Here is a 14923-nt window from a genome sequence, read left to right as displayed (position 1 = left end):
AATACGGAATGCGAGAACGTCTCAGCGGAGCAGTGATCCTGATCGCCCTGGCGGTGATCTTCGTCCCCATGCTGTTCGACGATCCTGCACCGCGCAGCGAGCGCCCCCGGCCGGTGATGACCATCGAGCAGCCGGTGGAGGTCGAGCGTCGTGACGTGCCCGACCCGCAGCCCCCGTCGAGCCTCGGGCAGATCCAGTCGCCCGATGGGGTGTCGTCGCCTGGCCAGGAGGCCGCGCAGGATCGGGGCGAGCCGGAATCCGAGCAGGCGGTCGAGGCCGTCGCCGAGGGGGCGTCCGGGGTGCCCGCCGAGGATCCCATCGCCGAGCTGGCGCGTGCCGCCGATCAGCGCTTGTCGAGCCAGGCTGAGCAAGCGAACCGCGAGCCGGCCCCCGAGGGCCAGTGGGCTGTCCAGGTAGGCAGTTTCGGAAAGCCGGCCAACGCCGAGCGTCTCGAATCGAACCTGTCCGCGCAGGGGCTGCCCGTTTACAGCCGCGTCCGCGATAATGGTCTGATGACCGTCTATGTCGGCCCCTATGCGACCTCCCGCGAGGGCGAGGAGGTGATGGCCAAGCTCAAGGCCGAGTCCAATCTCCAGGGCCTGCTGGTGCGGGCGGGCAACTGAGCATGGCGCTGACCTGGATCGACTGGCTCTTCGTGGCGGTGCTGGTGGTGACCGGGCTGACCGGCTTCCTGCGCGGGCTGATCCGCGAGGCGCTAGGGCTGGCCGCCTGGATCATCGCCCTGCTGGCCGCGCGGCTGCTGGCCGAGCCGGTGGCGGACCTGTTCTCCGAGGTGATCGACAATCCCGATGGACGACTAGTGCTGGCCTTCGTGCTGGTGATCTTTGCGGTGATTCTGCTTTCCGGCATCATCATCCGCCTGGTCCATGCCGCCGTGGAGTGGGTCGGCATGGGGTTCCTGAACCGGGTGACTGGTGCCGCCTTCGGCATGGCCAAGGGGGCGGCGATCCTGGTGCTGGCGACCATCCTGCTCAGCCTGACGCCGCTGGTGCAGCTGCAGGCCTGGCAGGAGGCCGAGCTGCGGCCGAGCTTCGAGCAGCTGCGCGACTGGGCGGTGAGCCATCTCGAAGGCTGGGAAGGGCGCCTGCCCGAGACGCCGGCGTCGCTGCGCGAGCTCTCGCTGCCGCGTCCGGACCAGCCGCCGGCCACTCAGCTCGAGTCGGCACCGGACGACGCCACCGAGGCGATGCCCCCCTGACCAAATACGAATCCCGGGGCGGGCCGGACACGGTCCCGTCCCGACTCTTCAAGGCAATTACCAGGCAAGCGAGGTAAGGTAGAATGTGCGGTATCGTGGGCCTGATGGCCAAGCAGGCGGTGAACCAGGGCATCTATGACGCCCTGACTGTGCTCCAGCATCGCGGACAGGATGCCGCCGGCATGATGACCTGGCATGAGGGCCGCTTCCTGTTGCGCAAGAGCAACGGCCTGGTGCGTGACGTCTTCCACACCCGCCACATGGCACGCCTCAAGGGCAACCTGGGCATCGGCCATGTGCGCTATCCCACCGCGGGCTCCTCCAGCGAGGCGGAATCGCAGCCGTTCTACGTCAACTCGCCCTACGGCATCACCCTGGCCCACAACGGCAACCTGACCAATTCCGACCAGCTCAAGCAGGAGCTGTTCTCCTCCGACCTGCGCCACATCAACACCAGTTCCGACTCGGAGGTGCTGCTCAACGTCTTCGCCCACGAGCTGGGCAAGCAGGGCCTGCACCTGGAGCCCGGCGACATCTTCGACGCGGTGCGACGCGTATATCGTCGCTGCCGGGGCGGCTACGCCGCGGTGGCGATCATCAACGGCGTGGGGCTGGTGGCCTTCCGCGATCCCCACGGCATCCGTCCGGTGGTGTTCGGCACCCGCGACGAAGGACAGGGGCAGGAGGTGATGATCGCCTCCGAGTCGGTGGCGCTGGACGTCGGCGGTTTCGAGCTGCACCGTGACCTGGCCCCGGGCGAGGCGATCTTCGTCGACATGACCGGCGCCATCCATACCCAGCAGTGTGCCGATCATCCGCGGCTTGCCTCCTGCATCTTCGAGCACGTCTACCTGGCACGCCCCGACTCCATCCTCGACGGTGCCTACGTCTACGGCACTCGCATGCAGATGGGCCGCAAGCTCGGCGACCGGATCCAGAGCGAGTGGCCGGAGCACGACATCGACGTGGTGATCCCGATTCCCGACACCTCGCGCACCTCGGCACTCGAGCTCGCCCAGTACCTGGGCGTGACCTATCGCGAGGGCTTCATGAAGAACCGCTACATCGGACGGACCTTCATCATGCCGGGCCAAACCCAGCGCAAGAAATCGGTACGTCAGAAGCTCAACGCCATCGGCGTCGAGTTCAAGGACAAGAACGTGCTGCTGGTGGATGACTCCATCGTGCGCGGGACCACCTGCAAGCAGATCATCCAGATGGCCCGCGAGGCCGGGGCGCGCAAGGTCTACTTCGCCTCGGCCGCGCCGCCGGTGCGCTATCCCAACGTCTATGGCATCGACATGCCGGCGGCCAGCGAGCTGATCGCCCATGGTCGCAGCGAGGCTGAAGTGGGTGAGCTGATCGGCGCCGATCGGATCTTCTATCAGGATCTCGACGACCTGAAGGCCGCCTGCCGCGAGGTGAACCCGGAACTCGAGGCCTTCGACTGTTCGGTGTTCGATGGCAAGTACGTCACCGGCGATATCGATGAGCGTTACCTGTCGGACCTCGAGGCCTCGCGCAGCGACGACGCCAAGCAGCAACGCAGCGCCGGCGACCATGCCCTGGTGGGGATGCACAACCAGGAAGATGACATCGATGACTGAGGGGTACGTCATGCAGCAGGATCAGACACCGCAGCAGGAATGGGAGCTGGAGACCCTGGCGATCCGTGCCGGCCACCAGCGTACCCATGAGCAGGAGCATGGCGAGCCGATCTTCCCGACCTCGAGCTTCGTCTACGGCAGCGCCGCCGAGGCGGCGGCCAAGTTCAGCGGCGAGCAACCAGGCAACATCTACTCGCGTTTCACCAACCCCACGGTGCGTACCTTCGAGCAGCGCCTGGCAGCCATGGAGGGGGGCGAGCGCTGCGTTGCCACCAGCTCCGGCATGGCGGCGATCCTGGCCACGGCGCTGGCCCTGCTGCAGTCGGGCGACGAGATCGTGGCCTCACGCTCGCTGTTCGGCTCCACGGTCAGCCTGTTCGATAAGTACCTGGGCAAGTTCGGCATCACCACGCGCTACGTGGAGCTGTCGAACCTCGAGGCCTGGGAGGCGGCGATGACGCCTGCCACCCGGCTGCTGTTTGCCGAGACACCTTCCAACCCGCTCTCCGAGGTGGTGGACATCGCGATGCTGGCCAGGATCGCCCGGCGCCATGAGGCGTGGCTGGCCATCGACAATTGCTTCCTGACCCCGGCGTTGCAGAAGCCCATCGCCCTGGGCGCCGACCTGGTGATCCATTCCGCCACCAAGTACCTGGATGGGCAGGGCAGGGCGATCGGCGGTGCCGTGGTGGGGCGCGACAAGGAACTCGAGGAGGTGTTCGGGGTGGTGCGTACCTGCGGTCCCTGCCTGAGCCCCTTCAATGCCTGGATCTTCACCAAGGGCCTGGAGACACTCAACCTGCGCATGCGGGCACACTGCGAGAACGCCCAGATTCTGGCCGAGTGGCTGGAGGGGCATCCCGCGGTGGCGCGGGTTCACTACAGCGGCCTGGCCACGCATCCGCAGCACGCGCTCGCCAGCCGCCAGCAGCAGGGCTACGGGGCGGTTCTGGGCTTCGAGGTGAAGGGCGGACGCGAGGCAGCCTGGTCGGTAATCGATGCGACCCGCATGATCTCCATCACCGGCAACCTGGGGGACGTCAAGACCACCATCACCCATCCGGGCACCACCACCCATGGACGCCTCTCGCAGGACCAGAAGGATGCCGCCGGCATCGCCGAGGCACTGATCCGCGTGGCGGTCGGGCTGGAGGCCATGGAAGACATCCGCGCCGACCTGGCCCGCGGGCTCGACGCGCTGGTGTGAGCTCGGTTCGTTCACCCGTCGATCAGGGGTCTCCCCGTCGCATGTACGGCCATGACGGCCAGTGTGGTTTTTCCGAATGGAGCGTTCGGCTTTTTTCAGCGGATGACGATGATGCGCTGCGGTAAGCTGTTGCGATTGATACGACGCGGACCGAGGCATCTGAACATGTGGAAGAACACCCGCAGCGGCTGGGGGCTGGTCAGCATCCTGCTGCACTGGATCAGTGCTCTGGCCATCCTCGGCCTCTTCGTCCTGGGCTGGTGGATGACCGGGCTCGGCTACTATGACAGCTGGTACAACCTGGGGCCCTGGTGGCATCGCTCCATCGGCATGTTGCTGCTGTTCGTCACCCTGATTCGTGTGGTGTGGCGCATCGTCACCCCGGTGCCGGTATCGAAGGGGCATCGCCTCGAGCGCCTGGCCGGCCATCTCGGCCACATTGGCCTCTATGGGCTGATGCTGGTGGTGCTGGTCAGCGGCTACTTGATCTCCACCGCCGATGGCAAGGGCATCAGCGTGTTCGACGCCTTCGTGGTGCCCGCGCTGATCAGCGGTCTGCCCCAGCAGGCCACCGTGGCCGGCCAGGTCCACTGGTACGGCGCCCTGGCCCTGATCCTGCTGGCGGCGGGACATACCCTGGCCGCCCTGAAACACCATTGGGTCGATCGTAATGACGTCCTGTGGCGCATGGTCGACCCGCGTCGTTCCCATCGCCCCTGAGGCGATATCCTTTCTCGATACACCCGCAAGCCTGACACACCCGCAAGGAGAGATACCTGATGATCAAGAAGACCGCCATCGCCACTGCGTTGAGTGCCGCTGCCCTGATCGGCGCCAGCCAGGCCCAAGCCGCCGACTACGCCATCGATACCGATGGCCAGCACGCCTTCGTGCAGTTCAAGATCAGCCACCTGGGTTACTCCTACATCCTCGGCAGCTTCGAGGAGTTCTCCGGTAGCTTCAGCTACGACCCCGAGAACCTGGAAGCCGCGGCAGCCAGCGTGGAAGTCGACGTGACGAGTCTCAACAGCAATAATGCCGAGCGTGACAAGCACTTCAAAAGCGAGGACTTTCTGGACGCGGGCGAGTATCCCACCGCTACCTTCAACTCCACGGGTTTCGAACCGACCGGCGACAACGAAGGTGTGCTGACGGGTGAGTTGACCCTGCACGGTGAGACCCACGAGATCGAGATGCCGGTCACCCTGCTGGGTGAGGGCGAGGATCCCTGGGGGGGCTATCGTGCTGGCTTCGAGGGCTCCACCACCCTCACACTGGCCGACTACGGTATCGACATGGGCGACTTCCCCGAGGTGATGCACGAGCTCGAGCTCTATGTGACCTTCGAGGGTGTGCGCCAGTAAGGCCTACCCCGCGGCTCGACCCGCAGGCAGTAAGACGCCCCCCGGAGCATCTCCGGGGGGCGTTTCGTTGCGGGGTCAGCGGTGGGAGTCAGCGGGTCTCGTTGAGCACCGCGTCGGGGAAGTGTCGACGTAGGATGCGGTTTTGAAACTCATCCACGAAGCGGCTGTTGATGATGATGATGAAGCGCTCGAAGGGCGCATCGGCATCTTCCTGGTGAATGCCGTCCACGCTGTGGTAGAGGCGGTCGTCACGCAGGTGCAGGATGTCGCCAGGGGCGAGGGTCGTGTCGACCAGGGGCTGAGTTCCCGCCTTGTCGGCATAGAGGTGGTTATCGCCCCCGGCGACATTGTGGCGGTTCAGCACCAGGATGCTCAGCGCCTTGCAGCCGTCGGCATGGATACCCTGGCCCTGCAGGGGATCGACCATGCCCTCGCCGCGAACGCCGGTGATCTGCATCAGGATGGGCTCGTTGGGCTTCAGGTCCCACAGCCGGGCCCAGGCGCGCACGAAGGCTTTCACATCCGGGCGGGCCATGAACTCGGGCGTCAGCGGCTCATAGTAGCGCAGGCGGTCCGCCATGCTCTCGGCATCATTGAAGGCGCCACCCTGCGCCATGGGGCAATGGCCCATATCATAGACCTCGCCCCGCTCATCCAGGGTCAGCCAGGACATGCGCTTCCAGCGACGGTTGACGTAAGGGTCTCTGGGCAGGTCGGCGATAGACGCCTGCCAGGCCTCGAGATCCACCCGGGAGCGCACTTCGGTCCTGGCCCAGTCCTGCCGCTGCAGGGCGCTGGTGACGTCCGGCGACCAGTAGTCGGCTACCGGGTCGAGGGGCATGGTAGCGGGATCGAAGCCGTACTTGAGGGTATCGAGTTTCATGGGGTCTTCTCCATTGGGTCGTGGGCGTGATTGCCCGGTGGTTGCCCGAAAGCCCGGGCAACCTAGGAAAAAGAGAAGATTTGCAACGAAATGTCAAAAAATGTACGAGACTTGTCCTACTGGTTGGCTGGAATCTTTCATTGAAACGTCGGAGGCCAACGCCTGGCCGAGCCGCCATACCGTGTAGGATATTTCCTACACATGCAGGTAGGATGAGGGTTCACGATGTCGCACGATGGGGCCATCCAGCCTCATGATGAGAGGCGGTATCGTCTTCCAAAGACGAGGGTGCGAATGAGCGGTCGCGATACCGGCTTCCGGCATTGGCTGGCACTTCGGTGGCAAGAGGTTAGAGCGAGAAGGCCCGATGCCCGGGACGATGGCGTCCGGGACGATGTCGAAGTCGTGCGCCGCCAGTACCTGGAGAGCGAGCAACGCTTCCGGGCCCTGCTGGAGAGCCTGCCCAAGGTGGCGGTTCAGGGCTATGATCACGAGCGGCGGGTGATCTACTGGAACGAGGCCAGCACCCGGCTCTATGGCTATGCCCCCGAGGAGGCCCAAGGCCAGTTGTTGGAAGAGCTGATCATCCCGGTGCCGATGCGCGAGCCGGTGATACAGGCGCACCGGGCCTGGGTGCGGGAAGGCGTCGAGATTCCTGCCGATGAGCTCGAGCTCCAGCACAAGAGCGGGGAGCTGGTCCCGGTCTTCTCCCACCATGTCATGCTCGGCGAGCACACCGATGACCCGCTGATGTTCTGTGTCGACGTGGACCTTTCGGACCAGAAGCGGGCGCATCGTGAGCTGGATTTCGCCACGCGCTTCGATTCGCTGACCCACCTGCCCAATCGCCAGACCTTCGAGGCGCAGCTGGACGAGGCCATCGCCGACTCTCGCCGACAGGACGCCGGGCTGGTCCTGGTCTACCTGGACATCGACCACTTCGTGGAGATCAATGACGCCCTGGGCTACGAGCAGGGTGATCGGCTGCTGGTCGAACTGACCCGGCGGCTGCATCGGGCGACGCGAACCTCCGACCTGATGTCTCGACTCTCCAGCGATGAGTTCGTGATCGCCTTCCCGGGCTTCCTGCGCGAAGACGTCCTCTCGCAGCTGGTCCACAAGGTCCAGCAGGTGTTGCGTGCTCCCTTCCTGATGGATGGTTCCCGGCGCCACGTGACGGCCTGCCTGGGTGTCAGTCTCTATCCGGACAACGGCGATACGGCGCGCGAACTGATCCGCAATGCCGATGTGGCCAAGAACCGGGCCAAGCTGGATGGCCGCGGCAGCGTGTGGTTCTTCGACCAGCAACTCCACGACGAGCTGCTCCACCAGCATCGCCTCGTCGACCGACTGGAGCAGGCCCTGGACAGTGGAGAACTCTCGCTGCATTACCAGCCCCAGGTATCTCCCGTCAGCGGTCGCATCGAGAACCTCGAAGCGCTCCTGCGCTGGCAGCCGGCGGAGGGTCCGCCGATCTCGCCAGCCGAGTTCATTCCCCTCGCCGAACGCTCCGACCTGATCCATCGTCTCGGTGACTGGGTCATGGAGACCGCCTGCCATCAGCGGGCGCTGTGGCGTGATGCCGGCCTGGCACTCGAGCGCATCGATATCAATTTCTCCGGCCGGCAGATGAGCCGGCCCGACGTCTTCCAGCGCTTCGAGGCCTGCCTGGCACGCCATGGTCTCGGGCCCCGCCATATCGGTCTCGAGCTCACCGAGAATGTGCTGATCGAGGCCGACGACAGGATCCTGGAGGGGTTACACCGGCTCCACCACCTGGGCTTTCGCATCGCCATCGATGATTTCGGCACCGGCTACTCGTCGCTCAGCTATCTCAAGCACTTCCCGGTCACGGCACTCAAGATCGATCGAACCTTCGTGCGGGATGCCCCGGACCACCCCGAGGATCGGGCCATCATGGAGGCCGCGATCTTCATCGGCCATCGCCTGGGCCTCGAGGTCGTGGCCGAAGGCGTCGAGAACTGTGAACAGCTGACGTTGATCCGGGAGTTGCGCTGCGACCTGGTCCAGGGGTTCTATTTCTTCCGTCCCATGCCCGCCCTGGAAATGGAGCGCGTCCTGGGCGGGCTGGTGACGGGACACCAGGGGGTTTCGGGCTGAGTCTGGCGCCCGCTTGGCGTAGAATGCCAGCCTTCCGAACGACCACGGAGCCCCTGTGAATCCCCCCGACAAATCCCGTTCCTCGCTTGGCCTGACTCTCTGGCGCCAGACCTGGCCCATGGCCATCGGCGTGCTGGCACTGCTCGGCTTCCAGCTGGTGGACAGTGCCTTCATCGCGCGACTCGGCACGGCACCGCTGGCCGCCCAGTCCTTCACTTTCCCGCTGTCCTTTCTGGTCATCGGCATTCAGGTCGGCATGGGGATCGCCATCGCGGCGCTGATATCGCGTGCCCTGGGGGCAGGGGAGTCCACCCGGGCACGGCGACTGGGCAGTCTGGTACTGCTGGTGGGGACCGTCACCATCGCCCTGCTGGTGCTGCTGCTGTGGGCCATCCAGGCGCCCGTCTTCGCCCTGCTGGGGGCCGATGAGTCCACCCGTGAGCTGATCCAAGCCTACTGGGCGCCCCAGCTGCTGGCGGCCTGGTTGGGGGCGTTGCTCTATTTCGGCTATAGCCTGTTCCGGGCCCATGGGGACACCTGGCTGCCCGGCAAGATGATGGTGATCACCAGCCTGGTCAACCTGTGCCTCGACCCATTGCTGATCTTCGGCATCGGTTCCTGGCCGGGGTTGGGTCTGCCCGGGGCGGCGTGGGCCACCTCGATCGCCTTCGCGACGGGCCTGCTGGTGCTGAGCCGTCGGCTGGGAGGCATGGGCTGGTTGGCGGCCGAGGGACTGCTCGGGGAGCTGCGCCGTTCACTGGTGCCCTTCGCCGGCATTGCCGGGCCGGCCATGATCAGCCAGCTGATGCCGCCCCTGGCGGCCATGCTCGCCATTTCGGTGGTGGCCTCCCTCGGCGAGGCTCAGGTGGCGGCCTGGGGGCTGGCCAGTCGCCTGGAAACCCTCTCACTGATGGTGGTGCTGGCCATGACCATGTCGCTGCCGCCCTGGCTCGGGCGCTGTTACGGCGCCGGGGACTGGGACCAGATACACCGGCTGATGCGCTTGGCGCTCCGGGTGGTGGTGGTCTGGCAGCTGTCGCTGGGGATCCTGATGGCCCTGGCCTCTCCCTGGGTGGCGCTCGCGCTTTCCGGCAATCCCGAGGTGCGTGATGACCTGGCGACGCTGATTCGCTTCCTGCTGCCAAGCTATGCGGCGCTGGGAGTCTGCATGATCGTGGTCTCGGCGGGCAACGCCCTAGGCTGGCCGCTGCGCGCCATGCTGATGTCGGCCGCTCGGCTGTTCGTCTTCTACCTGCCCTGTCTCTGGGCCGGAGCCTGGCTGGGGGAGCTGCTCGGCCTGGCCATGGGCGCGGCGCTGGGTAATCTGCTGGCGGGTCTGGTGGCCTGGCAGGTGCTGCGACGCATCCTCGCCAGCCCCCGCCGGCAGCCAGGGAAGATGGATAGTGCCATCTTGTAGATATTATGACTGATACAGGGTAATGGCCTGAAATTTCCGGCAAATCTTCAATATATCGACTATGCCAGAATCGACAACGCCCGGGCCGATGACCCGGGCGTTGTCGATTCCGAGGGTGCCGAGATCAGTTGACCGCGGCGATCGCCTTGGCCAGGTAGGGCAAGTTTTCGTGGGAGAAGCCGGCCACGTTGGCGCGGCCCGAGCGCACCATGTAGATGCCGAACTCGTCGCGCAGGCGGTCGACCTGCTCGGCCGTCAGGCCGGTGTAGGAGAACATGCCACGCTGCTCGGCCACGCAGGCATATTTCTGGTCCAGGCCGAAGGGCTTGAGGGCCTCGACGAAGTCGCGACGCAGCGTATTGATGCGGTCGCGCATCTCGGTGAGCTCCTCGCGCCAGCTGGCCGCGAGCTCCGCGGAGTGCAGGATCTCGCTGACGATGGACCCGCCGTGGGCCGGCGGGTTGGAGTAGTTCTCGCGGGCCACGATGGCGATCTGCGAGCGGACGTTCTCCATCTGCTCCTGGTTCTTCGCCACCATGATCAAACAGCCGGTACGCTCGCAGTAGATGCCGAAGTTCTTGGAGCAGGAGCTGGTGATGATGACCTCGTCGAGGTTCTCGGCCATCAGGCGAACCCCGTAGGCGTCCTCTTCGAGCCCTTCGCCGAAGCCCTGGTAGGCGAAGTCGATCAGCGGCAGCAGGTGGCGCTCGCGAACCACTTCCAGCACCTGGTGCCACTGGTCGCGGGAGAGGTCGAAGCCGGTGGGGTTGTGGCAGCAGGCGTGCAGCAGCACCACGTCACCTTCCGGGATCTGCTTGAGTGCCGCCAGCATGCCGTCGAAGTCGAGACGGTTCTCGTCATCCACATAGGGGTACTTGTGCAGCGTCAGGCCGGCGGCCGGGAAGATGCCCAGGTGGTTCGGCCAGGTCGGGTCGGAGACCCAGATGTCCTTGCCGGGGAGCTGGTGGGCGATGAAGTCGCCCGCCAGGCGCAGGGCGCCGGTACCGCCGGGTGACTGGGTGGCGCTGGCACGCTTGGACTCCAGTACCGGCGATCCCTCGCCCAGCACCATGGGCAGGATCACCTCGCCGTACGCCGGCGCACCATGGGAGCCGATGTAGGTCTTGGTGGTCTCGTTCTTGAGCAGCAGGGCCTCGGCTTCCTTGACGGCGCGCATCACCGGAGTGTTGCCCTGGTCGTCCTTGTAGACGCCGACGCCGAGATCGACCTTCTGAGGGTTGGTGTCCTTCTTGAAGGCGTCGATCAGACCGAGGATGGCGTCCCCGGGAACCCGCTCAATTTTCTCGAACATTTATTTCGCTACCTCGTCGGTTCTGGCGGCAAGAATGAAATCGTTCCGGTGCAGGCCCTTGATCTTGTGTGACCACCAGGTCACGGCTACCTTGCCATATTCGGTGAGGATCGCGGGATGGTGATCGGCTTGCTCGGCGATCTCGCCGACTCGCTGGGTGAAGTCGAGGGCCTGCTTGAAGTCGCGGAACTTGAAGGTCCGTTCCAGCTGCATGATGCCATCGCGATCAACGATCTGCCACTCGGGAATATCGGTCTTGTATTGCTCGATCTCGGCTTTGGACACCTTGGGGGCGTCGATGCTGCAGGCCTCGCACTGCTGTTCGGATAACTGGCTCATGGTATCTCCTTGCCGTCTCGATGGGTCGCTGGCCGCTATTCTCGGCGAGGTGGAACGCCACATCAACCGTGTCCAGGGGCCCTTCGATCCGTCTTGGTCGGTGGTGTCAACGTCGCGGCTGACCCGGTCAGCCGGCGAGGTGCTCGGCGACGCGCCGGCGAACCTCGGCATAGGGATAGCCCTCCAGGGCGGCGAACGCCTCCAGCTTGCGCGCCTTCATGGAGGCGAACAGCGGGGTGGTGATCCCGCACAGGAAGCGCGTCAGCAGGTCCGCGGTGGCCGGGTGGCCCTCGCCGGCCTCGGCCAGCCGCTGCAGGAAGGGACGGCACAGGGCATCGACGTCTCGGGTCACCAAGGACGTCGCCGGCTCGGCGGGCGGGAGTCGTGCCACCTGGCCACGGCAGGCTGAGCAGTGGCCACAGTGCTCGGGGGCGCGAGCATCGCCGAACCAGTCGGCCAGTCGCCGGCTCAGGCAGCGGTCACTCTCGAAGAGCGAGAGCATGGCCTGCAGGCGGTCGATCTCGGCGCGCTCCTTGTCGCGGAAGTAGGCGAAGAGTTCGTCGGTCAGCGTTACGGGGTCGATCTCGGTCGAGAGCACCTCGTAGACCTCGGTCATCTGCTTGCTCTCCAGTACCATCCAGCCCTTCTCGACGAAGTAGTCCAGGGCGGTGATCACCCGGCTTCGACGGGTATCCAGGCCACGCTCGGCCCCGAGGGCGGCGAAGTCCAGGCTGTACCAGGTACGGGCGCGGGAGGAGGCGTCCAGGATCGCCTGGACGAAGGCACGCCGCTCGCCCTGGAAACGGTCGATCAGGGCTTCGGCCTCACCCTCCAGGCGGAAGCGGTAGTCGGCGAAGTAGCTGTAGCGAGGCGCGATCAGGCGGCGCAGTTCGAGCTGCACCAGCAGGGTCTTGAGCGGCAGGGGGCGGATATTGCTGTGCCGCGACAGCGTATTGAGCATCAGTTCCCACTGCGTTCCGGCGGCGCGCAGATCGTCGATCACCCGGCGTATGCCGTGATGCTCGGGGGTGTCGCCGTAGACGAAGTTTTCCAGCACCTCGAGATGGTCGCGCCCGGCCAGCATCAGGCAGCGGGAGGGCAGGCCGTCGCGGCCGGCACGGCCGATCTCCTGGCTGTAGTTCTCGATGGACTTCGGCAGGTCGAAGTGCACCACGTTGCGGATATCGGCCTTGTCGATACCCATGCCGAAGGCGATGGTGGCGACGATGCAGGGCGTGTGGCCGGCCATGAAGTCCCGCTGGATCGCCTCGCGCCGCTCGCCGTCGAGCCCGGCGTGGTAGGCGATGGCCGACAGGCCCGCTTTCGCCAGGTAGGCCGCCAGTCGTTCCGCCGTCTGCTGCAGGGTGACATAGACGATGGTCGACTCGGGCGTCTCCTGCTCGAACCGTGGGCGCAGCCACTCGACCAGTCGGCGGGGGCGCTCGGCGGCGGGCACCGGCGTCACCTGGAGGTCGAGGTTGGCGCGGTAGAAGCCGGTGCCGGTGACATCCCCCGGCGCGATGTCGAAGCGCGTGCGCATGTCGTCGATCACCCGCGGGGTGGCCGTGGCGGTGAGCAGCAGCACCTGCGGAATGGCGAAGTCGCGGCGGTAGTCCGGCAGCTTGAGGTAGTCCGGGCGGAAGTTGTGGCCCCACTCCGAGATGCAGTGGGCCTCGTCCACCACCATCAAGGAGATCGGCACCCGGCTGATGAAGGCGCGGAACCGCTCGTTCTTGAGGCGCTCCACCGAGACCATCAGGATGCGGATCTCGCCGCGCTTGACGCCTTCCATGACCGCCGCCGCTTGCTCACGGCTCTGGCCCGAATCGAGGCTGGCGGCGGGGATGCCATGACGGTCGAGGAAGGCCAGCTGGTCCTGCATCAGGGCCAGCAGCGGCGAGATCACCAGGGTCAGGTGCGGCAGCTGCAGGGCCGGCAGCTGGTAGCAGAGCGACTTGCCGGAACCGGTGGGGAAGATCGCCGCCGCCGAGCGGCCGGCCACGATGGCCTCGATGACCGGCCGCTGGCCGGGGCGGAAGTCGTCATAGCCGAAGACCTCTTGGAGCGTCTGCTGGATCATGGGCAGGTCCTGCCGTGTCGTCGGAGAGTGACTGGGATTATGTCCAGTATAACGTGCCCGTCGGCCCTCGTCCGCGCAAGCTGATGATCGTGCCGGGCGCCACCCACCTCATCGAGGAACCCGGTACCCTGGAGAAGGTCGAGGCCCATGCCGCGCGCTGGTTCTTCGACCACCATCTTTAGGCGCTTACCATCACCTGGTTGCGCCCACCGTGCTTGGCCGCATAGAGGCTGTCGTCGGCACGCTGGATCAGGGTCTCGCGGGAGTCTCCGATGCGGTGTTCGGCGATGCCGATGCTGACCGTGATGCGTCCCGGGCCGATACCGAAGTCATGGGCGGCGATCCGTTCGCGAAGGCGCTCCGCCAGCTGTCGGCAGTGAAGCTCGGGGGTCAGCGGCAGCAGCAGGGCGAACTCCTCGCCCCCCAGCCGGGCCACCAGGTCCTCTTCGCGCAGCATCTCACGGCAGAGCTCGGCGAGTTCTGTCAGTACCTGGTCTCCTTGAAGGTGCCCCCAGGTGTCGTTGATCGTCTTGAAGTGGTCGAGGTCGAGCATCATCAGCGACAGCGGCAGGGCGTGCCGGTTGCTCAGCGAGATCTCCTCGTCGAGGCGCTTCATCAGCTTGCGGCGATTGGCCAGGCCGGTCAGGTCGTCGGTGTCGGACAGCCGGCGCAGGCGGTGCTCCTCGGCCATCTGTTCGCTGATGTCGATCATCATGCCGTGCCAGAGGATGCCGGTGTCGATCTTGCGGGGCTGGGCGCGCAGGGCGATCCAGCTCAGGCGGTCATCGGCCATCCTCAGTCGGAACTTGGTGGTGATGGGGCTTTGCCAGCGGGCGGAACGCTCAATGGCGGCCATCAGACGAGGGTAATCCGTCTCGTCCAGGCGCTCGAGCGCCGGAAGGGCATTCTGCGCCAGGTCACGCCGGTCGACCCCGGTCAGTTGCGTACCGCTGCCGGCCAGGTAGGGGAAGTGCAGCCGGCCGTCTGGGGCCCGGTGCAGCTGAAAGATCACCCCGGGCAATTGCTCTGTCAACTCGAGGATCCAGTCCGGCTGTGGCGATTCCCCACCCGCCATGGCGTCGTTGGAAGGCATGCGGGTATCCTTTTTCCCTGCTGCGAACAGGTGGTTCATCGTTATTGTCCTGCTCCATGGAGGCGGCAGGTATCGGACGCTGGGCGCCTCTTGGTGAAGAACATTATGATACGCCGTCAATGTGGTTGCGGCATCCTCCCTGCGATGTAGGAGATCGCCTACAAGTCGGATCTAGGAGCCTGTCGGACTTAACGCTGATCTACTGCGAGAACCGGTCTTTCGGCCAACTTCATTCGATCTGATTCGTTAAATAGCGGGCTATTCGCCTCATCAGATCGATA

General features: G+C 65.4%; 14 protein-coding genes. 9 read left to right on the top strand and 5 right to left on the bottom strand.

Annotated features, from left to right (window positions below; genetic code table 11):
- Positions 1-8: 8 nt before the first annotated feature.
- From OP498_RS12980 to OP498_RS12955, 6 genes are all read left to right on the top strand, one after another.
- A complete protein-coding gene (locus OP498_RS12980; protein ID WP_280553799.1) occupies positions 9-623 on the top strand; it encodes an SPOR domain-containing protein in 615 nt (204 codons plus the stop codon).
- A gap of 2 nt (positions 624-625) precedes the next feature.
- Positions 626-1219, top strand: coding sequence for a CvpA family protein (locus OP498_RS12975; RefSeq protein ID WP_280548138.1), 594 nt, complete (start codon positions 626-628; stop codon positions 1217-1219).
- 83 nt (positions 1220-1302) lie between these two features.
- Entirely contained in the window at positions 1303-2826 is a 1524-nt protein-coding gene (purF, locus tag OP498_RS12970) for an amidophosphoribosyltransferase (protein ID WP_280553798.1), read from the top strand.
- On the top strand, positions 2819-4033 hold the full coding sequence (locus tag OP498_RS12965) for an O-succinylhomoserine sulfhydrylase (RefSeq protein WP_280553797.1): 1215 nt from the start codon (positions 2819-2821) through the stop codon (positions 4031-4033). Before purF ends, OP498_RS12965 begins: the two co-directional genes overlap by 8 nt.
- 165 nt (positions 4034-4198) lie before the next feature.
- Entirely contained in the window at positions 4199-4753 is a 555-nt protein-coding gene (locus OP498_RS12960; protein ID WP_280553796.1) for a cytochrome b, read from the top strand.
- Between the two features lie 59 nt (positions 4754-4812).
- Complete coding sequence (locus OP498_RS12955) at positions 4813-5397, top strand: YceI family protein (RefSeq protein WP_280553795.1); 585 nt, start codon at positions 4813-4815, stop codon at positions 5395-5397.
- A gap of 88 nt (positions 5398-5485) precedes the next feature.
- Here the strand turns inward: OP498_RS12955 and OP498_RS12950 are convergent, their stop codons facing one another.
- Entirely contained in the window at positions 5486-6280 is a 795-nt protein-coding gene (locus tag OP498_RS12950; RefSeq protein WP_280553794.1) for a 2OG-Fe dioxygenase family protein, read from the bottom strand.
- 294 nt (positions 6281-6574) lie between these two features.
- Between OP498_RS12950 and OP498_RS12945 the strand changes: the two genes are divergently transcribed.
- Together OP498_RS12945 and OP498_RS12940 are read left to right on the top strand one after the other, a co-directional pair.
- On the top strand, positions 6575-8401 hold the full coding sequence (locus tag OP498_RS12945) for an EAL domain-containing protein (RefSeq protein WP_280553793.1): 1827 nt from the start codon (positions 6575-6577) through the stop codon (positions 8399-8401).
- 118 nt (positions 8402-8519) lie between these two features.
- Entirely contained in the window at positions 8520-9818 is a 1299-nt protein-coding gene (locus tag OP498_RS12940) for an MATE family efflux transporter (protein ID WP_280553840.1), read from the top strand.
- 124 nt (positions 9819-9942) lie between these two features.
- Here the strand turns inward: OP498_RS12940 and OP498_RS12935 are convergent, their stop codons facing one another.
- The 3 genes from OP498_RS12935 to OP498_RS12925 all read right to left on the bottom strand — a co-directional run bounded on the left by OP498_RS12935 (position 9943) and on the right by OP498_RS12925 (position 13549).
- Positions 9943-11130 (bottom strand): amino acid aminotransferase, encoded by a 1188-nt coding sequence (locus tag OP498_RS12935; RefSeq protein ID WP_280553792.1) that lies wholly within the window; start codon positions 11128-11130, stop codon positions 9943-9945.
- Complete coding sequence (locus OP498_RS12930) at positions 11131-11469, bottom strand: 4a-hydroxytetrahydrobiopterin dehydratase (RefSeq protein WP_280553791.1); 339 nt, start codon at positions 11467-11469, stop codon at positions 11131-11133.
- A 127-nt stretch (positions 11470-11596) separates the two neighbouring features.
- Positions 11597-13549, bottom strand: coding sequence for an ATP-dependent DNA helicase RecQ (locus tag OP498_RS12925; RefSeq protein ID WP_280553789.1), 1953 nt, complete (start codon positions 13547-13549; stop codon positions 11597-11599).
- 14 nt (positions 13550-13563) lie between these two features.
- Between OP498_RS12925 and OP498_RS12920 the strand changes: the two genes are divergently transcribed.
- The gene (locus OP498_RS12920; protein WP_280548129.1) at positions 13564-13731 is read left to right on the top strand and encodes a hypothetical protein; all 168 of its coding nucleotides are present in this window, start codon (positions 13564-13566) and stop codon (positions 13729-13731) included.
- On the opposite strand, the gene OP498_RS12915 is transcribed toward OP498_RS12920, so the two are convergent.
- Positions 13728-14642 (bottom strand): sensor domain-containing diguanylate cyclase, encoded by a 915-nt coding sequence (locus tag OP498_RS12915; RefSeq protein ID WP_280548128.1) that lies wholly within the window; start codon positions 14640-14642, stop codon positions 13728-13730. The two genes, OP498_RS12920 and OP498_RS12915, sit on opposite strands and share 4 nt — an antisense overlap.
- Positions 14643-14923 lie beyond the last annotated feature (281 nt).

It is taken from the genome of Halomonas sp. 25-S5 (genome assembly GCF_029889845.1).
Lineage (GTDB): Bacteria > Pseudomonadota > Gammaproteobacteria > Pseudomonadales > Halomonadaceae > Halomonas.
The sequence above is the reverse complement of the archived record's forward strand: the minus strand, read 5'-3'. Positions and strand labels throughout refer to the sequence as shown.